Annotated in this window: 20 protein-coding genes and 1 pseudogene; 7 read left to right on the top strand and 14 right to left on the bottom strand. The window is 68.9% G+C overall.

Going from position 1 to position 21,625, the window contains the following annotated elements; all coding sequences use genetic code 11:
• Positions 1–455 precede the first annotated feature (455 nt).
• Both QFZ76_RS50700 and QFZ76_RS50695 read left to right on the top strand, forming a co-directional pair.
• Entirely contained in the window at positions 456–1,325 is an 870-nt protein-coding gene (locus tag QFZ76_RS50700) for an IS5 family transposase (protein ID WP_307680522.1), read from the top strand.
• Positions 1,326–1,402: 77 nt separating this feature from the next.
• Positions 1,403–1,732, top strand: a complete 330-nt coding sequence (locus QFZ76_RS50695; protein ID WP_307680521.1) for a hypothetical protein — start codon at positions 1,403–1,405, stop codon at positions 1,730–1,732.
• Between the two features lie 8 nt (positions 1,733–1,740).
• Here QFZ76_RS50695 and QFZ76_RS50690 read toward each other — a convergent pair whose 3' ends face one another.
• Positions 1,741–3,021, bottom strand: coding sequence for an MFS transporter (locus QFZ76_RS50690; RefSeq protein ID WP_307680520.1), 1,281 nt, complete (start codon positions 3,019–3,021; stop codon positions 1,741–1,743).
• A 70-nt stretch (positions 3,022–3,091) separates the two neighbouring features.
• On the opposite strand from QFZ76_RS50690, the gene QFZ76_RS50685 reads away from it, so the two are divergent.
• Positions 3,092–4,051 carry a GlxA family transcriptional regulator gene (locus tag QFZ76_RS50685; RefSeq protein WP_307680519.1) on the top strand — a complete coding sequence of 320 codons (960 nt, stop codon included), beginning with the start codon at positions 3,092–3,094 and terminating at the stop codon, positions 4,049–4,051.
• 419 nt (positions 4,052–4,470) lie between these two features.
• Here QFZ76_RS50685 and QFZ76_RS50680 read toward each other — a convergent pair whose 3' ends face one another.
• Positions 4,471–4,728, bottom strand: coding sequence for a hypothetical protein (locus QFZ76_RS50680; RefSeq protein ID WP_307680518.1), 258 nt, complete (start codon positions 4,726–4,728; stop codon positions 4,471–4,473).
• Positions 4,729–5,020: 292 nt separating this feature from the next.
• On the opposite strand from QFZ76_RS50680, the gene QFZ76_RS50675 reads away from it, so the two are divergent.
• From QFZ76_RS50675 to QFZ76_RS50660, 4 genes and pseudogenes are all read left to right on the top strand, one after another.
• Positions 5,021–6,286 (top strand): ParA family protein, encoded by a 1,266-nt coding sequence (locus QFZ76_RS50675; protein ID WP_307680517.1) that lies wholly within the window; start codon positions 5,021–5,023, stop codon positions 6,284–6,286.
• A complete protein-coding gene (locus QFZ76_RS50670) occupies positions 6,283–7,416 on the top strand; it encodes a ParB/RepB/Spo0J family partition protein (protein ID WP_307680516.1) in 1,134 nt (377 codons plus the stop codon). The genes QFZ76_RS50675 and QFZ76_RS50670 overlap by 4 nt, the downstream gene beginning before the upstream one ends.
• Positions 7,417–7,573: 157 nt before the next feature.
• Positions 7,574–8,239: pseudogene (locus QFZ76_RS50665) on the top strand (DUF2637 domain-containing protein); the annotation flags it as partial.
• A 1,348-nt stretch (positions 8,240–9,587) separates the two neighbouring features.
• Positions 9,588–9,893: a DUF3846 domain-containing protein gene (locus QFZ76_RS50660; protein WP_307680515.1), complete on the top strand. Its 306-nt coding sequence runs from the start codon at positions 9,588–9,590 to the stop codon at positions 9,891–9,893.
• Positions 9,894–10,056: 163 nt separating this feature from the next.
• Here the strand turns inward: QFZ76_RS50660 and QFZ76_RS50655 are convergent, their stop codons facing one another.
• Genes QFZ76_RS50655 through QFZ76_RS50600 form a run of 12 tightly spaced genes read right to left on the bottom strand, consistent with a single transcriptional unit; the run spans position 10,057 to position 21,290 of the window.
• Positions 10,057–13,479 (bottom strand): LysM peptidoglycan-binding domain-containing protein, encoded by a 3,423-nt coding sequence (locus QFZ76_RS50655; protein ID WP_307680675.1) that lies wholly within the window; start codon positions 13,477–13,479, stop codon positions 10,057–10,059.
• A complete protein-coding gene (locus QFZ76_RS50650) occupies positions 13,479–13,934 on the bottom strand; it encodes a TadE/TadG family type IV pilus assembly protein (RefSeq protein WP_307680514.1) in 456 nt (151 codons plus the stop codon). The genes QFZ76_RS50655 and QFZ76_RS50650 overlap by 1 nt, the downstream gene beginning before the upstream one ends.
• Positions 13,934–14,395 (bottom strand): TadE/TadG family type IV pilus assembly protein, encoded by a 462-nt coding sequence (locus QFZ76_RS50645; protein ID WP_307680513.1) that lies wholly within the window; start codon positions 14,393–14,395, stop codon positions 13,934–13,936. The genes QFZ76_RS50650 and QFZ76_RS50645 overlap by 1 nt, the downstream gene beginning before the upstream one ends.
• Entirely contained in the window at positions 14,392–14,814 is a 423-nt protein-coding gene (locus QFZ76_RS50640; protein WP_373464599.1) for a TadE family protein, read from the bottom strand. The genes QFZ76_RS50645 and QFZ76_RS50640 overlap by 4 nt, the downstream gene beginning before the upstream one ends.
• Positions 14,814–15,029: a hypothetical protein gene (locus QFZ76_RS50635; protein ID WP_307680511.1), complete on the bottom strand. Its 216-nt coding sequence runs from the start codon at positions 15,027–15,029 to the stop codon at positions 14,814–14,816. Before QFZ76_RS50635 ends, QFZ76_RS50640 begins: the two co-directional genes overlap by 1 nt.
• A 46-nt stretch (positions 15,030–15,075) precedes the next feature.
• Entirely contained in the window at positions 15,076–15,960 is an 885-nt protein-coding gene (locus QFZ76_RS50630; protein ID WP_307680510.1) for a type II secretion system F family protein, read from the bottom strand.
• A complete protein-coding gene (locus QFZ76_RS50625; protein WP_307680509.1) occupies positions 15,957–16,916 on the bottom strand; it encodes a type II secretion system F family protein in 960 nt (319 codons plus the stop codon). Before QFZ76_RS50625 ends, QFZ76_RS50630 begins: the two co-directional genes overlap by 4 nt.
• The gene (locus tag QFZ76_RS50620; RefSeq protein WP_307680508.1) at positions 16,913–18,412 is read right to left on the bottom strand and encodes a CpaF family protein; all 1,500 of its coding nucleotides are present in this window, start codon (positions 18,410–18,412) and stop codon (positions 16,913–16,915) included. Before QFZ76_RS50620 ends, QFZ76_RS50625 begins: the two co-directional genes overlap by 4 nt.
• Complete coding sequence (locus tag QFZ76_RS50615) at positions 18,402–19,229, bottom strand: hypothetical protein (protein WP_307680507.1); 828 nt, start codon at positions 19,227–19,229, stop codon at positions 18,402–18,404. Before QFZ76_RS50615 ends, QFZ76_RS50620 begins: the two co-directional genes overlap by 11 nt.
• Positions 19,229–19,891, bottom strand: coding sequence for an SAF domain-containing protein (locus tag QFZ76_RS50610; RefSeq protein ID WP_307680674.1), 663 nt, complete (start codon positions 19,889–19,891; stop codon positions 19,229–19,231). The genes QFZ76_RS50615 and QFZ76_RS50610 overlap by 1 nt, the downstream gene beginning before the upstream one ends.
• 53 nt (positions 19,892–19,944) lie before the next feature.
• Positions 19,945–20,868, bottom strand: coding sequence for an ATP/GTP-binding protein (locus tag QFZ76_RS50605; protein ID WP_307680506.1), 924 nt, complete (start codon positions 20,866–20,868; stop codon positions 19,945–19,947).
• Positions 20,862–21,290: a hypothetical protein gene (locus QFZ76_RS50600; RefSeq protein ID WP_307680505.1), complete on the bottom strand. Its 429-nt coding sequence runs from the start codon at positions 21,288–21,290 to the stop codon at positions 20,862–20,864. Before QFZ76_RS50600 ends, QFZ76_RS50605 begins: the two co-directional genes overlap by 7 nt.
• Positions 21,291–21,625 lie beyond the last annotated feature (335 nt).

The raw sequence follows: 21,625 nt of genomic DNA, 5'->3' as shown, positions 1-21,625 counted from the left end.
GTTGAGAAAGGACACTACCTACTGTCCGTTCGCAGTGAACTTGGGCGAAGTCGCCCGCAGGGTCACTCGGAGTTGTCCCGCTCACTGGCGTCATCCGCGGAAGGCCGGAGGCGACGACGCGCAGCCTCCAGGCGCTCGGAGCAGTCCGCCGCGAAGATTCCGGGGAGGACCTTGTCCAACGTTCCTGCCAGCTTGTGGATTGGAGCTCACGCCGTCTCATCGTCCACGAGACGCCTGAGGGACGTCATCTGCACCCGCTCCAGCTAGTCCGACAGGAACCAGGGCCTTCATCCGGGGTGAGCCTGATAGTGATCTGCTTGTCGTCCACACCCAGAACATAGTTCGTTACGACTCCCGGACCGCGGCAAGGTAGGAGGGCTCAGTCACGCGGGCGACTCTAGGCCGTGTTTTAGAACGGGGTTTGTTGCCGCGCCTGATGCCGTGATGATCTCGGTGTGGGACGTGGGGATCTCTCGGATGAGCAGTGGGCAGTGCTGGAACCGCTGTTGCCCGTCGCGCAGGTCGGCAGGCCGTCAGCATGCCGGCGGAGGCTGATCGATGGGATCCGCTGGCGGGTACGGACTGGTGCCCCATGGCGGGACCTGCCGGGTCAGTACGGGCCGTGGCAGACGGTCTACGGGCTGTTCCGTCGCTGGCAACGCACCGGTGTCTGGGCAGCAGTACTGAGCGGGCTGCAGGCCAGGGCCGATGCCGACGGGCTGATCACGTGGGAGGTGAATGTCGACTCCACGGTCTGCCGGGCTCACCAGCACGCGGCCGGCGCCCGCCGGGATGGGCATACCCAGAAGGAGCCACCCGGCGGGATCGTCGCAGAGCCGGACGATCACGCACTCGGCCGGTCTCGAGGCGGCCTGACCACCAAGATCCATCTGGCCTGCGAACAAGGCCAACGGCCCTTGTCGTTGCTGGTCACGGCAGGGCAGCGGGGTGACAGCCCGCAGTTCGTGGCCGTACTGGAAGGCATCCGTGTGCCCCGGCTCGGCGCGGGGCGACCGCGCAGACGGCCGCTGCGGGTCCGTGGTGACAAGGCGTACTCATCGCGCGCCAACCGCGCCTACTTACGCCGACGCGGGATCCGGGCCACCATCCCGGAACCGGCCGATCAGACCGGCCATCGCAGACGCCGCGGCAGCAACGGCGGGCGACCGCCGGCCTTCGACCGCGAGGACTACAAGGCCCGGCACGCGGTCGAGTGCGGCATCAACCGGCTCAAGCGCAATCGGGCGGTGGCCACCCGGTTCGACAAGCTCGCCGTCCGCTTCGAGGCCACCGTCCACATCGCCGCCATCAACGAATGGCTGTGACCTGGCGTTGTCCGCACCGCATGCCATCCTGGCGGCGGCAACCCGCAGCACGTCGGCACAAGGGAGACAGCGGACCAATGGCGGCTGAGTACTACTGCGCCGACAGCGAGAACGGCCACCACATCGACGACCCGTCCGAGGACGCCCTGTTCGACCTGATCAGCGAACTGAACGACGCGGACAACACGTTCCTCGTCATCCAGCCCGACCAGGACGACCCCGCCTGGTTCGCCTCCGTGGCCGTCCTCGACGAAGGCGGCTACGAGACCGTCCGCCGCGACACCACCCACCGCGAACACGAGGTCACCACTGACACCAGCATCGGCCGGATCGCAGGCGACCTCATCATCTGGCTGGCCGCCCGCGACTTCCCCGGACAGCCAACTCGACAGACCAGCCCGTTCTAAAACACGGCCTAGTCCTGTGAGGTGAACGTGCTTGGGGCGCTGGGCTGGGGAGGATGCACGCGAAGCTGAGGGGGTTGACCTCGGTCCCGCTCCGAAGTCCCAGTGTCCTGGTCCTGGCCCTGTCCGTGATGGCGCTCGTGCCGACGCGCTGTACGGCTTGGAGCGCACGCCAGGGCAAGGGCTGCGGCACCCGCCGTGAGGAGGAACGCGGCTCGCAGGCCGTGGAGTTCGGCGTACGCACCGAGCAGTGCGGGCCCCGCGATCGTGCCCAGCCCCAGGAAGAAGACGGTGACGCTGAAGCCGGCGGATGGCCGCTCGGGAAAAACGCGGTAGCTCCACACCGCGAGGATCCCGGATCCGGCCATGAAGCACGGGCCGTAGAGCAGGGCGGAGAGGGCGACGGCGGGGGGTGAGCCGGGGGCGAGGCCGAGCAGGGCGAGGGCGACGGCGATGCCGGAGAAGAGCCCAGTGTGGACGCGGTGCAGCCCGTACCGCGCGACGGCGTGGCCGGTCAGCGCGCCCGCCGTGCCGGCCGCGCCCATCAGCGACCAGAACAGGGGTGCGGTTGCGGAGCCGGTGCCCGCTGCGTCGGTGATAGCTTCGACGGCGAAGGACCAGTAGACGGCGCCGACGAGGCCGTAGATGACGGCGGTGAGCAGGAGCGGCAGTGCGCTGCGACGGTATGTCGGTCGGACGCTGCTCTGTATCCGTCGGCTCGAACCCCCGGGCAGCACACGGGCGTTGTACGCGGTCGATGCCAGCGCCGCCAGCGTGAAGGCCAGCCACGCGTACCGCCATCCCGTGCCGCGCGCGAGCAGCGCCAGCGGGCCCGCGACCACGACGGCGAAGGCGGTCCCGCTGGCGATGGTGCCCATGACGTGCTCGCGCCGCCCGGCCGGCACCATCCGGTCGACCGCGTCGGAGTAGGGGGCCCAGGCCCAGCCAGAGCTCGTACCGGCGAGAATCAGCCCGGTGATCAGCAGCCCTGGCTCCTGGGCGAGTGCCACAAGCCCCATCCCGACGGCGGCGGAAAGCCCGCCGGTGAGGACGAGTGGGCGCGGTCCGAAGCGTGTGATGAGGGCGCCGACCATTAGCAGCGCGGCCAGGTAACCGATGTACGTGGCGCTGCCGATCAGCCCGACGAGGGAGACGGAGAGCCCGAACTCCTCGCGCAGCTCGGGGAGGAAGAGACCGTATCCGTACCGTGCGAAACCGAAGGTCACGCCGATCGCCGAGATCCCGGCGAGGGCCAGCCGGTGGCCGGGCGTGGTCAGTGAGTTCCATGCCATGCACCCACCATCCGACCAGCGCCCACGCCACACCATTGGCGAAAACGTCAGCCTCCCGTAGATTTACGCCATGGTGCTGCGTGTGGGGGTGACCCTGTTGGAGGAGACCTCGCTGTTCGAGCTGGCCGTGCCGTGCGCGGTGTTCGCGGGTGAGGGGTACGAGCTGACGCTGTGCGCCACGGCCCCGGGAGGTGCCCAGCGCGCTCCTGGCGGTCTGCGCCTGGAGGCCGAGCATGGCCTTGAGTCGCTGCGTGAGGCGGATCTGATCGTGGTCCCAGCCTGCATGATGGAGGGCTACGAACCGCCGGCCGCCCTGCTCGACGCGCTGCGCGAGGCGCATGCCCGTGGGGCGCGGATCGCCTCGCTCTGCTCGGGCGCGTTCGTGCTGGCCGCGGCCGGGCTGCTGGACGGGCGTCCGGCGGCGACCCACTGGATGTACGCGGAGGAGCTGCGCCGCCGACATCCGTACGTACGCGTCGACGACCGTTCCCTGTACGTCGACGACGGCTCGATCCTCACGAGCGCGGGCACGGCCGCGGCCATCGATCTGTGCCTGCACATCGTGCGCGGCGACTACGGCACGGCAGCGGCGGCGGAGGTCGGCCGCCGGATGGTTGTGGCCCCGCACCGGGAGGGCGACCAGACCCAGTACGCGCTGCCGCGGGCCCCTGTCCCACCGCAGGCGGAGGGCCTCGGGCCGGTGCTGGACTGGGCGCTGGCCCGGCTCCACCGACCGCTGGCGATTGCCGAGTTGGCGAACCGAGCAGGGATGAGCACGCGGACGTTCGGCCGCCGCTTCGCGGCGGAGGTGGGCGTCACCCCGCTGAAGTGGCTCAACCAGCAGCGGCTGGCGCGGGCGCGGGAGTTGCTGGAGACGACGGATCTGGGGGTGGATGCGGTGGCGGAGCGGAGCGGGCTGGGCAGCGCGGACAGCTTGCGCCAGCACTTTCACCGGGCGCTGGCGACGACCCCGGCGGCGTACCGGCGCACCTTCCGGGTGGGCACCCCTCAGAGGCTGTCGAGCAGCTGATCACACGCGCAGTTCGACTATCGGGATTCGCCCCCCTGGCATGACGGCAGGCCCGGAATGATCACGCGGCCGCAGAACCGTGCTGCGACTGACGGGCACCCCCGAAGACCCTGACCAAAGCGGGTGCCGGCCCGATCGGCGAGTGCGAGACCAACCGCGGCGAGTGTGGACCGGAGCCTCGGTCCGCTGAGCGTGCCGCCGAGTCAGATCCGCTATCTGCTCACCGCAGGTCCGAGGCGCGCAGATACCTACGAAGCCAACCAACCGTCATCGAGGTTCTTGCCACCCAACCCAGTCCGCCCAGGTCAGACGACAGAAAACGACTGACTTCGCCCTCCAAGGACACTCGGGTCGGCTGCTGGGTGATTACGCCGTAATCACCGAGAGAGGGCTCGTGGCTCCACTCCCCCAACTGGTAGCTACCTACGGGAGAGCGTGCGGGTGAGGCCTGCTGCGATGGTCGTGGCCAGGATCCAGCCCGCCGCGACGAGCACAGCGGACAGCCACTGCTGCCAGCCTGCGGTGTGGAAGGCATTCTGTTGTCCGCAATCCACGACGGGTAGCAGTAGATCGAGCGCGTAGAGAAGCGCGTTGAAGGGCGGGGCTTCGGCGGGCCTTGAGGCGACCGGGTGCTTGGCTGCGAAAGCCAGGGTTGCGGCGGTGAGCAGGATGAGCAATCATCCTGCGGCTCGCCCGGGGCGATAGCCGTATCCGACGGTCCAGTCCTGGGGTGGCCCCGTATACGCAATGCCCGTGTCTGACTGGAGCGGTGGCGTCGGCATCTGGGGAGGAGCTGCGCTGACTGATTACGCCGTAATCAGCGGAGGTGGCGCCACCGGCGCGGTGCGCGGTGGTCGGTGGCAGAGTGATTACGCCGTAATCACTTGGATGGCTGCCGCCCTTGCATCAACTTGGTCTAACTAACGTGTCGCTGAGGTAGATGATCTACGACGTTAGTATGGTGCCATCATGACTACCTCAGCCACCTCGAGCGATCGCGAGAAGGTCGTCTCCAAACTGCCGGGACAGCTCCGGCAGAACCTCAAGATCAGAGCCGCACAGCTCGGCATCGACATTCAAAGCGCGGTTGAACAGGGCATCAGTGACTGGTGCAGCCTCGCCTCAACCCTCCCAACCCTCGACACAGCCGGCGCAGACTCCTTCGCCACCTTCCTGCCTCCCGGCCAATGGGAAGAGTTCCGTCAGACCGCCACGGACCGGCGAGTGTCCCTCATCCAGGGCCTGGCCCAGGCTGTTCAGCTCTGGCTCGACACCAACCCCACCCCTGACGTGCAACGTCCCGCCATCACCCGCCGCATCGTTGTCTGCAACCAGAAGGGCGGCGTCGGCAAAACTGCCATCACGGCCGGACTGGGCGAGGCACTCGCTGAAGACGCCGACTCCCTGCATCCCGTGCGGGTAGCCAAGGCCCTTACCAAAGCCCTGCGCGCCAGCGAGACCGAAGAGGGTGAAGCTGTCCTGGAGGACGGCGCCCTCGACATCGAGAACCTGCCCGGACCCGGGCAGCGCGTACTGCTGGTGGATTTCGACCCGCAAAGTCACCTCACCAACCAACTCGGGGCCAGCCCGCTGCCGCTCGACGGCGACAGCCTGACCAACCACATGGCCGGCGCCCCCAAGGGCGAGCTCAGGGACCTCATCGTCTCCGTCGACGACGACAGCTTCGCCGGCCGGCTGCACCTGCTGCCCGCCTGTAACGACGCCTTCCTGCTCGACGTGCGCCTGTCCGGTGTCCGCGCCCGCGAAGCCGCCCTGGAGCGAGCCCTTGCCCCAGTCGAGAGTGATTACGACGTAATCATCGTCGACTGCCCCCCGAGCCTCGGCTTGAGCATGGACGCTGCCGCCTACTACGGCCGCCGCCGTGATAACGAGAAGCCCGGACAGTCCGGCGCTCTCATCGTTGTCCAGGCCGAGGACAGCTCCGCCGACGCCTACGAGCTCCTCACCACGCAGATCGAAGACCTGCGTAACGACCTCAAGGTCGACATCGACTACCTCGGCATCGTCGTCAACCTGTACGACTCCCGCCGCGGCTACATCGCCACGTCATCCCTCCAGGGCTGGGTCGACATAAAGGATCCGCGGGTCGTCGGGCTCATCGGAGACCTCAAGGAACAGAAGGAAGCAGTCCGCGTGAAGAAGCCTTTGCTGTCCTACGCGCCGAAGTCGCAGCAGTCAGTCGGCATGCGCGCCCTTGCCAGGGAGGTGCTGTGAGCAAGGCCGACCAGCTGGGCAGCGGCCGGTTCGGCGGGGGAGTGCGCAACGTCAGCGCACGCCGGCAAGCCGTCGCCGCCGCCACCGGGGTCCCGACCGACGGAGTCGCCGAGCCCACCGAACTCCCCCTCCACCGCATCAGCCCCAACCCCGACAATCCTCGCTCCAGCCTCGGTGATCTGACCGACCTTGCAGGCAGCCTCCAGACACACGGCCAGAAGCAGGCGATCACGGTCATGAACCGAGACGCCTACATCAAGGCCAGCCCCGACCGCGAAGCCGACCTCGAACCAGACGCCACCCATGTGGTCATCGACGGCAGCAGTCGCCTTGCTGCCGCCCGAGAAGCCGGACTCACCGCACTCAAAGTCATGGTCAGTGACGAGCAAGGCGGTACATCCGAAGAGCTCCTGGAGTCCGCCCTCGTCGCCAACATCCACCGCCAGGACCTCGAAGAGCTTGACGAAGCGCGCGCTCTCCAACGGCTCCTGGCCATCTACGGCAGTCAGCGCGCCCTCGCTAAGCGCTTGCACCGCTCCCAAGGGTGGGTCTCTCAGCGCCTCGCGCTGCTCAGCCTCACTCCTGAACTGCAGGCCCGGATCGGTGAGGAGCCCATCGACCTGCTGCGAGCCGTCGGAAACAAGCCCGCCGATCAGCAAGAGGCAGCTCTGGCGGAGCTGAAGGCGGAACGTGCACGGAAGGAAGACCAAGCACGTGCCGCGAGGCCTCGGCCGGCGGACGAGGAGGAAGCGGCAGCGGAGCCGACCGCAGACCAGTCGGACGGCGGCGAAGGTGATTACGGCGTAATCACCAGCAGTACGGTGGACAACTCCCCGGCCGCACCGGCGGATACGGAGCAGAAGAAGCAGCACCCCGAGCCCGAGCAGGGAGTTCCGGAACCGCGCAGTACTCGAGAACGCTCGACCGAGCCAGAGTCGAACGATGGGGACAGGCAGCCCCGTTCGCTGCCCTACGACGATCCGTGGTTCATCGCGATGCACCTCGTGCGGAAGATGGAAGAGCCGGCGTTCTTCGAACTACTGCGTGTCCTCGCTCAGTTTGGCCACGAGCGCGATCCCGTGAAGTACGCGGAGGTCATGACGCCGTCCTCTGCTGAGGCGACGAGCTGAGCCTGACGGGCGCCTCCGCTTGATCCGTAAGAGGAGGCGCCAAAAGTGGCGCACCGCCGTGAGGCACGTGAAAGTGTGAGTCTTGTTCAGAGTTGACGAGGTGGCGGGGGAGTAGGGCGTGGCTGCCGGGAGTGGCGAGATACCTCACCTGAACCGGATGCACCGGACTCTCATCGGCGTGGTCCTCGCCGGTGCGGTGGTCATCGCGGGCATCGGCTTCGCCGGTTCGTACGCGGCGGTCCGTGAACTGGCCCTCCAGAAGGGCTTCGGGAACTTCAGTTACGTCTTCCCGATCGGCATCGACGCGGGTATCTGCGTCCTGCTGGCCCTGGATCTACTGCTGACCTGGATCCGCATCCCGTTCCCCCTGCTGCGTCAAACTGCGTGGCTGCTGACGGCGGCGACGATCGCCTTCAACGGCGCGGCCGCCTGGCCGGACCCGCTGGGCGTAGGCATGCACGCGGTGATCCCGGTCCTCTTCGTCGTCTCGGTCGAGGCAGCCCGCCACGCGATCGGCCGGATCGCAGATATCACGGCCGACAAGCACATGGAGGGCGTCCGCCTCACCCGCTGGATCCTTTCACCCGTGCCTACGTTTCTTCTGTGGCGACGCATGAAGCTCTGGGAGCTCCGTTCCTACGAGCAAGTCATCAAGCTGGAACAGGAACGCCTCGTCTACCAAGCCAGCCTCCGATCCCGCTTCGGCCGCGCCTGGCGACGCAAGGCCCCCGTCGAAGCGTTGATGCCGCTGCGGTTGGCCCGGTACGGCGTCCCGCTCGCCGAGACCGCGCTCGCCGGCCTCGCCGCCGCCGGCATCGAGGAGCCACCGATTCAGTTCACCGTCGAGCGGGCCACCGCCGCGGGCCCGGCCGAAGACACCGTCCTCGAGACCGCGGCGCTGCAGGGGCCGGGGACCGCCGAGCTGGAGGGTGCAGGGCCGAAGCCGGACCAAGCTCCCGTCTCAACTCCCATGCCCGAGCGGCCGGACGAGCCGCGTGAATCGACCGAGGACGCTGCCGATCGATTCGCTGAGGCCTACCAGGCGTTCCTCGCCCAGTTCCAGGCCGAGCCGACCCCGGCGCAGTGGGCCTTCTGGCTCCGCGACACCTACGGCATCTCCACGGGATCCGGCGACCCGCTCTCCGACGACCAGGTGCAGCCCTTGCTCCAGGTCCTCCAGAAACGCTATGCGCTCGTCAGCCAAGAGCCCGCTGCCACCAACGGAGCGGAGCCGGCCGACCAGTGGTACGACTACTTCCACAGCGCCTGGCGCACCTACGCGCAGGAATTCGGCATGTACCCGGATGCCGCAGCCCTCGCTGCGTACGTGTATGAGCGGGAGTCCACCACTGGAGACGGCGGCCGGCCCATCACCGGCGATGACCTGGCAGCCTTCGTGACGAGCTTTGAGGAGCGCGAGTTCGGCAGCAGCGGACCGCCCGCCGGAGATGCCGCCGATCCCGACGAGCAGGGCCCCGAAGCGGTTCTCCCGTCCGAAGAGGAGCCCGAGGCGGCGCCCGCCGGCGCGGGTGCACAGGCCGCCAAGGAGAAGCGCACCCCGCGGGTGAGCGCCGCCATCGATGGCCAGTCTGCCGACGAGCCCGTCGTCGCGGGGGAGCCCGTTGTCCTCACCACTGTCGACCGCTACTACCTGGCGTGGATGGAGTACCAGGCCGAGAACGGTGCCGAACCGGAGAAGGCCGAGCAGCTATCCGAGTTCCTAGCCAGCAAAGGCCTCTACGGCCGGGGCGGGAAGCCGGTGAGTCCCTCCACCTTGCGGCGCTACGTGCTGCCGTTCCGTGTCTACAGCCTCTGGGCCGAGCACCGGGTGCGCAGTGACAACCCGTCCTTCGACGCCATTGCGCAGGATTGCGCAGCCCACGGGATCACCGCGCAGTACAACAAGCCCATCACCACCGACTACATCGCCGAGAACGCCACCGACTTCGAGCGTCGCTGGCAGGCCCTCATCCGCCACCACGCCGAAGCACAGCAGTAAGTCCCCCCAGCGCACCGGTTGCGCACAGGGATCCCATCACGACCAGCAGGCTGCGCAATGAGAAGAAACACCAGGTCAGCCGGTGCATTGCGCAGGCACCGTGATCATTGCTCAGCCGTGCGTGCCGCGACCTTGCGCAGCCCCGCCCCTGAACCGACGAGGAGGACCACCAGTGCACGCACTGCGCATCGATCCGGACGCCACCGTCACAGACCTCAACCTGCCCGCGCCCGATGCTCACTCCGCGATCCAGGAGCACGTCGGATCCGACGCCGTCGACCAAGCGGTGTACCACCGGCGGGCCGTTCTGCTCATTCACGGCAGCGGCCTGAAGCTCGGACTTCCCCAGAACCTGGCCGCATGGGCCCTGGCGAGTGCCTGGCGTGGCATGCCCCTGTACCCGCTGGCCGGTCCCATCGTCATCACCGGCCGAACCACAAGCGGGGACATGGCGGCACTCGACAACGACCTTGCGTAGCACGCCAAGGCCGTTGCGCAGACCGTCCGCGACACGCTGTCCGAATGGCGTGAACGCCCTCCGGCCTTCCAACGAGGCAGCCATCAAGGAACTCCTGGCGTACGCAGCCCGCGACGTCGCCTCCAGCGGGCAGTGACGCGCTGCGCATCTGCGGAACCACCGGCTAGAGGGCCTTGCGCACGGCCGTGCCCGAGCCGTTGAGGAGCTCGTTGATGAGCTGAGAAGTCTCCAGCTCCAGTGAGCAGTCCAGATCGCGGTTGACCTGTTGCACGCGGGTGATCGCGGTGTGCAGCCCGGAGCGGTTCCCGCGCGCAGCCTCAAGCCGCATCCAATCCCGATAGAGCAGCTCCGCCGTGGGGTCGACGTCGAGACCGGTCGCGACGGCCTGGCGGGCGGCGTTGAGGTCGTGGTGGGGGCCTGCGGGGATGCGGTAGGTCGCCACGGTGTGCGCGACGTCGATGATCCGCGTGATCATTTCCTGAGCGTAGGGCTCAGCCCACGGCAGCGGCCGGCCACCGAACGGCTTGCCCCGGACCAAAGTCAGTGCCCTCTCCAGATCGGTCAGGCCGGACGGGCCCAGCGGCAGCGCGCGCTCGACAAGCTGGAGAAAACGGCTCCAGTCGCAGCGCACGCCTGGAGCAAGCCGGTACGGGTCCTCGCTTGCCTTGCGGCGCGGCACGTAGAGGTTGCCGGACGAGTCGCTGCCCAGGGAGCTGCGCAGGCCCTGCATCCGCGCGTTGAGGGTGCTCGTCGACCACGGGCTGACGGGATCCATGTCGGCACACAGCGCATCCGCGCCCCGGCCGGGCCGGAAGTACAACAAGGCGGCCAGCTGCGACATCCTCGGGCCGTGCCCGGTGCTGTCCACGCCCGTTACCTCGACCGGCCCCAGCACCCGGATCTCCGGGGCATGCAGGTCCTGCGCCTCACACTCTTCCCCCTCGGACACCGCAGGCTCCTTCAGGGCGGCCCCCGGGTCGTCAGCCTTCCCCGCTTTTGCCGCGTCGGTGGAGTCCGCACCGACCGCCGGGGATGGAGGCACCGCTGCTTCGGTGTCCGGTCCGGTTTCGTCGTCGAGCTGGGTCGACGATGCGGTGGGGGAGAGGAGACGGAGCCCGGACGGATCGGTGCTGGCGGCAAGCAGGGCCGGGAAGACCTCGCTGCTCACATCCGTTGCCGCCGCCGGCGACAGGACCGAGGCGGCAGTGGTTGCGGGCGCGGACTCCTCCCGCGACGTGTGCTCGGGCTGCTGCGCGCTGTCGAGTTCGTCCGGGACGTCCTGCCAGGGGCCTTCGGCCGGGTGGGCGGGCTGCGCGGACACCTTCAACGCAGTGGTGATCTGAAGGTAGGCGGAGTGCTCCAGGCGCTGCACCGTGATGTCGGTGCCGACATAGTCGAGGGTCTGCGGCTCACTGAGCGAGGCGCTGAGAATCTCCGCCTCGGGGAAACTGGCGGCCGCCGTACTCGCCGGGGCAATCAGCGTGACGGGCACCGCCCCCGCACGAGAGATCACGTCGGCGAACTGCCAGGCCATGTCCTCGTCCAATGCGGCCGCGCACAACAGCAGATACGGCTGATGCCGGGTTTCAGGCATCTGGTGTGCTTCCAGCAGGCGCTCACTCAGATCACGCAGCGCGTGCGCGGCTTGGCGCATGTGGGCGATCCGCGCGGTGGGCAACAGCTGCGGCAGGTCCTCGCCGAACCCCACGGTGACAACTTCGACGTCGGCAGCCCACGGACTCATCCCGAGCTCCAAGGCAAGCGACGTGCACACCTCGGTGATGTGGACCAGGTTGCCGTCCAGCAGCAGCGCGGGCAGCTGCGCGACGTTGAGCAGCAACAGATCGCCCGCCTCGGTGCTGCCGATCGTGACCAGCCCCGGATACGGCGCCGGCACCTCGCGGGCAGCCTCCTCGTCCAGGAGGGCGGCCTCAGCGGGCAGGACCCACCAGCCGCCCCGCCCGGCGGTGAAGGGCGCCACCGGCTCCAGGGCGAGGTCCTCGGGCAACACCTCCACCGCGCGGCTCCCGATCCGGGCGGCCCGCAGCGGCGGCAGGACCGCGTCCCCCTTCTCCCTGGCCACGTGGTGAGCCAGGGTCCGCAGCGCCCCGTCCAGACGGGCAGCACCGCCAGGCTCGGCGGCCGCCGCCAACTGGGCCTCCGCCGGGGAGGTCTCCGCTGCGATGGCGATCTTCTCGCCCGGCTTGCGGCGGCGGCGCTGCAGCGTCCGACGAAGGGCGAGCGCACCGGTGACGGCAGCGGCGAGCAGCGCGCCGGCTCCGAGCACGATCCGCAGGTTCAACGGGCTGTTGGCCGGAGCGGTCGGCGTGGCTTCGGGCGCGGAGGAGGAGGCAGCCGAGCCGGACGGCTCGGACGCCGCCGATGGCGCGGCAGGGGAAGCCGGGGCGCTGGCGCTGGGCTCGGACGCCGCCTCGGACGGTGAGGACTGATCCTGCCCGGGCTGCTCGGCGGGACGACTGGACGGCGTGGTGGGTTCCGACGACTGCGGTGCAGGCGTCTGGGTCTGGCTGGGTGCGGGCGCTGGTCCATCCGCGGCGCTGTCGCCCGGCGTCTGCGCGTTGTCGGGGTTCTGGGCGGCCGGGGGAGTGGTCTGCCTCTGATCTTGGGGCGGCTGATCGGACTGGGTATCGGGGACCGTTACCTGCTGCCCGGCGTAAATGACGTCGGGGTCGGTGATCTCGGGCAGGCCGTGCGGCTGCGGCTTGCCCCGGCTGGCCTCGAACAGCTGCGGCCACGCGTCACCGTCACCGAGCTCCTTCTCCGCGACCTTCGACAGGTAGTCACCGGAGCGGACCGTGACGACGTGCCCGCCCTGCTCGTCGGCAGCCGGGACGCTGTCACCCAGCTGGGTACGGACACCTCCCGCAGCTGGGGTCTGGGGCATCTGAAGCTGCCAGCCGGGCTGCAGAAAGCTGTTCACGCGGAAGACTGTGCCGTCGGCCATGGTCCGCCCCTCGTTCAGGTCAGCGATCTCCCGCCACCGCTCGCCGTCTCCCAACTCGCGTTCGGCGATGGCCCACAAGCTCTCTGCTGGCCGCGTCTCGCGCACCGTGTACGTACGCGTCCCCGGCGTGCTCGCGGAGGATGGTGAGGCATGGTCGGCTGCCTGCGGGGTCTGGAACGCCTGGCCCGGTACAAGTCCCGCCGCGGTAGCCGGCGCGGCCTGGGCGTCGGAGGCCAGCGCCGAACTCGTGGGCAGCAACACCAGGATGCTGCCGATCAGCAGGGCCGCGGCGCGCTGCGAAGCACCCATTCCCCGTGGGGCGTGCCAGGTCCGGCCCCGCAGTTGTGCGACCAGCTCGCGTACCGCGCAGAAGCTGAACTGCGCCCACCCAATCCAGGCCACTGCGACAAGCAGCAGCAGAAACACGCTGCCTGTGTCCTGCCGGTCCAGAAGGTGGGCGAGGTCGTCGCGGGTGGCAGCCCAGATGACCGGGGTGGCCCAGGCCAGCAGCAGCGGCAGCCCGGCGACCGCCGCGGCCAGGACCAGCAGGCTCAGCACGGCCTTGAGGACCCGGCCCAGGGCGCGGACGGCCGCTGCAGCGGGGGAGTGGGTGGTACGCATCATGTTCCTTCATCGGGTGCGGTGACGCCGTGCAGGAGGGTGGCCGTGCCCTGACCGGTCACCGTGAGCGAGCCGATCCCGACCGCCGCCAGGAACTTCGTGTCGTACGAACCGGTGACAGTCACGGTGAGGGTTCTGCCGTCGCCGGACACGCTGACGGTGCCGGTAGCTCCCGCTGAACGCAGGTAGGCGTGGGCTGCGGCCTGCGCGTTCTGCGGATCGGCAACGATCGCGGTACCGCTGATGGCCTGGGCGGGGTCGATGGCCTGCCCGCCTGCCCGGGCTGCCTCACCGGCGATGTAGTCGGCACGCTCGATCGCGCGCATCTTGCTGCCGCCGTCGACGGCGACGCCGATGATGCCGATCAGCGCGATGACGCACACGGCGACGAACACGGTGACGCCCCCGCGGTCGTCCCACCTGTCCCGGCTCAGCCACCCGTAACGGAGGATCATCAGTCCTCCCTCATTCGATACGCATCAACTACAGAGGTTGCCGTTGAGGTGAGTGTCCGGGCACCCGGGACGGCCGGCAGTAGAAGATCGGAGAGGTTAACGGTGCAGTTCACGGTCACGGTCACCGTTCCGACCTGGCCCACCGGCACGTTGAGGCCGCCGGTGTTGACGTGGACGCTGGTGGAGGCGCACGTGATGCCCTGATCGTCCAGGGACTCGGCGGCGGCCGAGTAGGCGGCGCCCTGGGCGGCCGCGGCGGCGCGGTGGATGGATGCCTCCCGGGCCGCGTCCTCGGCTGCCGCGTCAATCTTTGAGCCGGAGGTGACCAGGCGTCCCCCGGCGATGGCCAGGCACAGGAACATGATCAGCGACGGGAAGATGATGGCGGCCTCGATCGCGGCACTGCCCTCATCACTGCGCAGTCTGCGAGCCCATCTGGCCGTGTTTCGCACGTGGTTCACCCTCCCGGAACCCAGCGTTCCACGGGGCCGGACGCCGACTGCTTGACCTGAAGGCCGGACACGCCCGGGATCATCGACATCGCCGTCCCCGATACCTGGACCTGCACACGCTGCCCGTTGCTGCTGGCCGTGACGCTGTAGCCGCGCAGGCTGTCACCCGCGGCGCGCCCCAGCACCTCGCGGGCCCTGGCCGTGCCGTCGGCCGGGGAAGCCTGGTAGGAGCGGGCCGCAGTGAGACCCTCGCGGGCAGCGGTCAGCGCGATCTGGCGGGCGTAGTACCACATGGAGGCCTGGATGACGGCGATCGTGGCCAGCAGCACGAACGGGTAGACGATCGCCATCTGGATGGCCGTGTCTCCCCGGTCATCGCGCCATCGTCGCCCGCGCCACCAGGCTTTGAGCCGGTCGCCGTCTGGCATCAGATGCCGGCCAGGTTGCCGTTGTACTTGGTGATCACCACGGCGATGGTTCCGGCGATCACCAGGGCGCCGGTGACGGCGGCGACCCAGATGATGACAGTGGTGATGCTGATGTCCCCCCGGTCCGGGCGACGCGCGGCCTCAGCCGTGGCCTCTTCCAGGCGCGTGGTCAGCCAGCGGACAGCGCGGTAGGAACGGGCTGCGGTGTACTTCATCAGGTGTGCTCCTCCACCAACCAAGTTGGAATGTGAGAACGGGTGATCAAACGGTGAGCATGCGGATCACCGCGGGAAACGCCATCAGCAGCATGACCAGGACGGCGAGCAAAGCGCCGGGGGCGGTCATCTTCTCGCTGGCGGCGTTCGCCTCGGCCGCCTGCGCGGCCAGCAGCTCGCTGTTGAGGGCGGCGGTGCGGGCCCGCAAAGCCTTGTAGACGGCGGCGCCGTCGGTGGCCGACCCGCGCATGATGTCGGCGACATCGTCCAGGACCGGCAGGTCGTACTGCTCGGCGAGTTCCGTCAGCGCCTGATAGGGCGGGATCTTCTCCAGCCGGGCCCGGCGCAGCGCTCCCTGCAGATACAGGAAGGGCCAGCCGCGGCCGACCTCAGCGGCCTTCTCCAGCGCCTCCGCGGGACCGGCGTCGGCGGCCCGCTTCAGGGCGACCAGGTCCAGGTAGGCGGACAGGGCGTGCGCGAACTCCTCCCGCGCCCGCCTGGCCTGATCCCGGACCGCGAGATCCGGCGTGATGAACAGCAGCCCCGCGATGACCAGGCCGACGACGGCGGGCACGTAGAACGGCAGGGAGACGCCCGCGATGACCCACGGGATGGTGACGAGCACCGGACAGAGCAGGCCGGTCGCGGCGAGTGCGGTCTTCTTCAGCATGAACTGGCCCGGTCCCTGCCCGAGCAGGGCCAGGTTGGTGGTCGGGACCCGCACTCCCGGCAGGCGCTCGAGGCGGGCCAGCAGCCACCGTCCCCACTGCTCTTCGCGGTCCAGTTCCGGCTCGGGCAGAGTCATGGCCGTCGGGGCGCTGCGCGCGAGCGCGGCCGCCAGCGCGGGCTGGGGGCGCAGCAGTTCCCGCACGAGCAACGCGAGGCCGGCGCCGACCGTACCCCCGGTGACTACGACGGGAAGCAGGTTCACGAGCTGACTCCTTCCGTCTCACGGCCGGCGACCGGCACGTCCGGCATCTCCGGGTCCTTCGCGGGCGCGGGCAGGCGGACGGTGCTGGACGGGTCGGTGATCAAAAAGCGGGGGATGCGGCGGAACGAACCCAGCTGCCGCATCAAAGCGAGCACCCCGATGAAGGCGGCCATCAGGAAGGCGAGCACCAGCTGGCCCAGCAGCGTGGAGTACGGCTTGGTGTAGGCCGGCACGAAGAACCCGGCCACCACGACGCCCACGGTGAGGATGGTCATCCACCGCACCGTCGTTCGAGGTTTCGCCCGGTCCGCCTCGATGGAGCGCTTCTTGGCGACCTCATCTCGAACCGTGCCTGCCAGGTCCTCCAAGGCCTGCGCCAGACCCGGCCCGCGGTCGTTGACCGACAGGATCAGCGCGGCGACCACCTTGTCCGCCGTGACGTCGTTCAGTTCCTCGGCGAACGCACGCAGCGCTGCCTGCGGCCGCCAGCCCAGCCGCAGCCGGTCGGACAGGTTGACGATCTGCCCGGCGAGCTCCTCCGGTGCACCCTGTCGGCTGGTGATCATTGCCTGTTCGAGGCCCATGCCGAGCCGGAGCAAGCCCGCCAGGCGCTGGGTCCACTCGCTGAGCGCCTCGAGCTGGCCGATGCGCTCCTGAGCTATCTGCGCCGGGCTGATCAGCCACGGCACACCGATGACGGCCGCGCCGAGCAGTGCGCCGCCCACGAAGTTCCCCGACACCAGCCACACGGCGACGAAGACCGCGGCCGCCAAGACCGCGAGGGTCCGGCGTCGCATCCGGACGTCCTCGCTCTGGTCCTTTCCGGCGCGCAGGACCTTCCACCGCTGCCGCAGCGGAGCCTGGCGCGGCGCGGTGGTGCCCACCACACCTGTGACGACACCGATCAGCCCGCCGATGACGGCCATGCCGCTCAGCAGCCCCCACAACAGGGTCATCGGCTCACTCCCACCTTCAGTGGCAGTGGCGCCTGCCAGGCCCCGTAGGGCTGCTGCAGCAGGGCGGAGTCGAAGCCGACGCGGCGCAGGTCGTCGATACAGCTCGGATCCATCCGCGGCACTGCCCGCAGGTCACCCCACTCGGTGCCGGGGGAGAAGACCGTGTTGGTGGCGGGACGGCCGTTCTCGCCGATCCCGGTGAGCTCCAGGACGTGGGAGACGTAGCGGTGGCGCCGGCCGCCGATCTGCGTCTCGTCCGTCATGTCGACGTAGACGATGAAGTCCAGGCCGTTGGCGGTCTGCCGGTAGGCGAGCTGTTCGGACAGGTTCTCCTGGGCGAGCGCATACAGTTCGGCGATCCGGTCGAAGATGATGTCCGGCCGTCGGGCGTGGATGGTGCACAGGTTGCCGCCCGACCCGTTCGTCAACGCCTGCATCATGGCGACGACTTCCGGGCCGCGGACCTCGCCGACCACGATCCGCTCCAGCGACATCCGCAACGCGGGATGCATCAAGTCCAACAGGGTGACCTCGCCGGCGCTGCGGCCGGTGACGTCCTTCTCTCCGTTGGACTCGCGGCCCACCAGGGAGACGACTTGGCGGTGGTAGCCGTTGGCGTGGGCGAACAGCTCGTCCTCGGTCTGGATGGTGGCAAACCGTGTGTCCGGGTCGAACTCCTTGAGCATCGCCCGCAGCAGCGTGGTTTTCCCCGCCTTCTGCTTTCCCGCGATCATGATGTTCTTCTCGGCACGCACGCACGCGCCGAGGAACTCCCGCAGGACCGGGTCGATCGTGCCCAGCCGTACCAGGTCATCCAGAGCGGCGTGGGAGACGCGGTGCCGGCGGATGACCGCATAGGTCATCGGCCCCAGCCCGGAGATGGCCTGCAGACGGGAACCGTCCTGCAACGACAGAGCCAGGGTCGGGTTGGCGGTGGAGATGGTGCGCTCGTTGTGCCCAGAGCCGCGGGCCAGCTCCCGCAGCAGCTCCAGCAGTTCCTCTTCCGAGTCCGCGATCGGCCCCACCATGCGGCGCTCGCCGTCGCCGTAGTCCAGCCACACCTCGTGCGGGCCCTGGATGATGATGTCCTCGACCCGGTCATCGTCCAGGTACGGCTGCAACCTGCCGGCCCGAAAGAGCAGGTCATAGACGGCCCGCCGCAGGCCCTCGTCTTCCTGCGGCGCCATGGCCTGGGCATCCGACCACAGGGCGACCGCCTCGTTGATCCAGTCCAGGCAGCGCTGCTCTTCGCTGGCCCGGTCCATATCGGGCGTCGTCTTCAGCAGTTCCTCGCGCTGCTTGGCTACCTGGGCCGCGATATGCCGGGCGACCTTGTAATCGACGGTGACCTGAGGCGTGGTGGCGCCGAGCGCGTGCGTACTCGAGGCAGCACCGGCACGGGCAGGTGCGCCGTTCGCCTGGTGCGTCCACGCCTGCAGGGGGTGGCCAGGCGGCGCAGCCACACTGGGATCGGTGTGCAGAGGCCTACCGCGCACGGGTCACCTGCCCGCCCGCGGCACGCACGCCGCCCGGATCGAGACGGGCCCGCCGCACAGCGGCCCGCTGCACCAGCAGGGCGCTGCCCGTCCGGGCGGCCTTCATCAGCGGCGACTTGGTGAAACGACGGGGCTGCTCGGCGCCGTCCGACAGCACACGGGCGTCGTCCGGCGCGTAGGGCAGGGTCGTCACCACCGGCACCTGCAGCACCCGCTGCACCTCGCCCGCAGGGTAGGGACCCTCGTCGATCACAATCAGCCCCACCTCGCCGACCCGTTCCGCCAGCGCGCGCACCCGGGCCTCCGCTGCCTGCAGGCAGCGCAGGGTGTTACGCACCACCACGATGACCGTGTCGGCCTGCTCGGCCAGGACACCGGAGGGCCCGAACGCCCCGCGGCGGCCGAGGTCGATCAGAACGTCGTGCCCGCTCTCGGCTTCGATGCCGCGGAACATCTGGGCCAAGACCTTCCATACAGAGCCCAGGCTCGCCGCCTGCGCGGGATCGGTAATGCCCGGCAGCAACAGCCGGTCACGCGGCGATTCCTTCTTGCCGTCCTCGCTGCTCAGGTCGATCAGCTGACGCCAGAACGCGTCGCTGAACTCGCCCTTGCGGGCCGCGACGGACAGGTTGCGCAACCCGTACCGGTCTCCTAGCGTGCCCTGCAGCAGCCCGTGCAGCACCGCCCCGCCGTCCGGGTCACACTCAGCCAGGATCATCCGCCGCCCCGGATCCAGCGGCCACGACAGCAGCAAGGCGAGCGCACTCGTGGTCACGCCGGGTGCGCCACTGCAGCCTGCCAGGGCGATCACAGACATCAGTTACCGCCCGGAGCGGCGAGGACCAGCCGCAGCGCGCCGGCCGACACCCACGCCGCGGCCGTGGGGCCGTCTTCCGCGGTGGTGGCGACATCGACGACCACAACTCCGGTGCCGGGCGCGGCGCCGGAAGCCTTCACGACCCGCCCGTCGATCGTCTGCGGTGTGGTGTTGGACGTCTTGTCGGTGTCCGTTGAGCCCTGGGCCGGGACGTGGACCAGCTGTACCTTCTGGCCCGGCACCAGCGCGGTGGCCGGGACCTGCTCGGGCTTGAGCCCGATCGGCACCAGCTGCTCACCGGCCTTCACCAGGGAGTCCTTCGTCACCTGCGACGGGGCAAGCAGGGAGCCGGGCTTGAGTTCCACGGCGGCCCGCTTGCCCACCACTGAGTCCAGGTCGTCGCTGTGCACGGCCTTGACGGCCGGGTCCAGAGCCATGGAGGCCGTGCCCAGGTCCTGCTCGGTGAGGACCTGGCCGACCTGGACGTCGCGAATTACGGTGACTACCTCGGTGCGGTTGCCGACCTGCAGCAGCAGGACAGCAACACCGGCGCCACCGGCCGCAATCAGAGCCAGCGACAGGGCGATGACGCCGGGCCGGCGTCGGCGGGCTGAGACCCGCGGCGGTGCCACCGGGCCGGCCACTTGCCTTGGCGCGGACATGTGCGGAGCCGTGCGTTCTTCTGTCTTGCTCAACGCTTCATCCTTCCGGCGCCTTACCTGACGACCTGGACTTCGCCGATCGCCACCTGCATCTGGGACTGCTGGGTCTGGGTGAGCTGGCCGGTCTGCCCGCCTCCACCTGCGGTGACTTCCCAGTCGATCGCCCATGTCGAGGTTGCCGTCACCTGGTACTTGCCGCCTGACGCTGCAGCCGACGTCTTGGTGTAGATGTGGCCGCAGGTCGGGGACTCCGACATGCCGGCGGATGCCTGGTAGACCGTGCCCGGGCCGTTGCATGTCACCGTGGCGCGGTCACCCAGCTGCCAGACAATCTGTGAGACCTTCGCCGTGGCCGTGACGGTCACGCCACCGGCCGACGCCGACGCGGACTGGGGCCCGTACGTGGTCGCGCTCTGGTTGACCCACATCCACATCGGCACGCCCACCGTGTACTTGCCGGCCGCACGCGGGCTGGCGATGTCCGGGCCGCGCAGCGTCATCTTCTTGACGGCCTCCTGGGCCAGCACCACAGGGTCCACTGCCGCGGCTCCGTCCGGCGGCTGCGCGAGCCACTGGCTGGTCATGTTCGGGTTGTCGGGGCAGTACGTGTCGTACACGGCGCCGTCGGCAGGGTCATGTCCCTCCCAGCGGGGATCGCCCGCGGGCGGCTGGGGATCGGCCTGTTGGAAGTAGCAGTTGCGGCCGTTGGCCCAGTAGCCGAAGTCCTTCAGATAGCAGGGGACTTCCTCGTAGCCGACGTTGTCGTCGTAGCACTTGGGCTTCTTGCCGCTCCCAGTCGATTCCTGGCCACCGGTGCCATCCTGGCCAGGAGTGGTGGTGGTGTCGTCGGCGACAATCCGGCACAGGCCCTTTTCATTGCAGACGACCTTGCCGTCTGCGTATGCAGTCACCTGTGCCGCGCCTAATGCGATCAGCGAAGCCAGCACGGTGCCCGTCACCGCGCGGCGGCTCAGCATGTCTTCTCCTTGTCCGCCTTTTCGTTGGTGACCAGCCACCGCGAGCTCTGCTTCTGGAGGTGGGCGGTGATGGTGTACCGCTTGACCTGGTTGGGCGGAGTAACGCTCTTGCCGGTCTTCTTGTCGATCGACTCCCACGTGTTCAAGTCGAAGCACACGGTGAGGGTCGCCTGCCTGCCTGAGGCATCGAGCGTCACGTCGTCGTTGGCGACTGTCACCTTGGGTTCGCCCTTGACGACGATGCCGTTCTGCATGTTGACGAAGACCGTGTCCTTCGCATCCCGCAGCGCATCGCCGGTGGCGTATTTGGTGATGTCGCTTCCCGCAAAGGAGGACTTCGCGTACGCCTTGGCCTGCTCCTCGGTCATGCCCTGGTATGCCGCAATGACGTCCTTACGGGCCTGGGCCTCGGCAGAGGACACGGTGTTGCTGGGCGATGCCGTACTGGGGCTCGGTGACTCCTGCGCTTCGTCTCCGCCACCGGAGGAACAGCCCGCCGTCACGGTGATCGCAGCGAGGGCTACCAGGGCCGTGGATACCGTGGACCGATTTCGGAAGCGAAGAGACGTGAGCCATGGAGTGCGTCGGTCGCGAACAGCGGCGAGCTCCGATTGATGGCGTGGTGCTCGTGTCACGATTCCTCCCCATTCAGTGCTGAGCGATCGGACGGGACACCCCAGAACCGCGTGCTCGAAAGCCGACCGCACGCCCCGTACGAGCTGCACTGATGCGCTACTTGTAGTCGAAAGATTACGCA

The sequence above is a fragment of the Streptomyces sp. V4I2 genome (genome assembly GCF_030817655.1).
Taxonomy (GTDB): domain Bacteria; phylum Actinomycetota; class Actinomycetes; order Streptomycetales; family Streptomycetaceae; genus Streptomyces; species Streptomyces plumbiresistens.
This window is presented reverse-complemented; position numbering and strand designations above follow the sequence as displayed.

What these genes read in the sequence shown, in the direction of transcription:
- QFZ76_RS50640 (WP_373464599.1), bottom strand. Translation starts at nt 14,814, where the DNA reads ATGCCAGACGGCGACCGGCTCAAAGCCTGGTGGCGCGGGCGACGATGG.
- QFZ76_RS50695 (WP_307680521.1), top strand. Translation starts at nt 1,403, where the DNA reads ATGGCGGCTGAGTACTACTGCGCCGACAGCGAGAACGGCCACCACATC.
- QFZ76_RS50605 (WP_307680506.1), bottom strand. Translation starts at nt 20,868, where the DNA reads ATGCTGAGCCGCCGCGCGGTGACGGGCACCGTGCTGGCTTCGCTGATC.
- QFZ76_RS50650 (WP_307680514.1), bottom strand. Translation starts at nt 13,934, where the DNA reads ATGATCCTCCGTTACGGGTGGCTGAGCCGGGACAGGTGGGACGACCGC.
- QFZ76_RS50625 (WP_307680509.1), bottom strand. Translation starts at nt 16,916, where the DNA reads ATGACCCTGTTGTGGGGGCTGCTGAGCGGCATGGCCGTCATCGGCGGG.
- QFZ76_RS50635 (WP_307680511.1), bottom strand. Translation starts at nt 15,029, where the DNA reads ATGAAGTACACCGCAGCCCGTTCCTACCGCGCTGTCCGCTGGCTGACC.
- QFZ76_RS50690 (WP_307680520.1), bottom strand. Translation starts at nt 3,021, where the DNA reads ATGGCATGGAACTCACTGACCACGCCCGGCCACCGGCTGGCCCTCGCC.
- QFZ76_RS50685 (WP_307680519.1), top strand. Translation starts at nt 3,092, where the DNA reads ATGGTGCTGCGTGTGGGGGTGACCCTGTTGGAGGAGACCTCGCTGTTC.
- QFZ76_RS50610 (WP_307680674.1), bottom strand. Translation starts at nt 19,891, where the DNA reads ATGTCCGCGCCAAGGCAAGTGGCCGGCCCGGTGGCACCGCCGCGGGTC.
- QFZ76_RS50675 (WP_307680517.1), top strand. Translation starts at nt 5,021, where the DNA reads ATGACTACCTCAGCCACCTCGAGCGATCGCGAGAAGGTCGTCTCCAAA.
- QFZ76_RS50615 (WP_307680507.1), bottom strand. Translation starts at nt 19,229, where the DNA reads ATGTCTGTGATCGCCCTGGCAGGCTGCAGTGGCGCACCCGGCGTGACC.
- QFZ76_RS50655 (WP_307680675.1), bottom strand. Translation starts at nt 13,479, where the DNA reads ATGCGTACCACCCACTCCCCCGCTGCAGCGGCCGTCCGCGCCCTGGGC.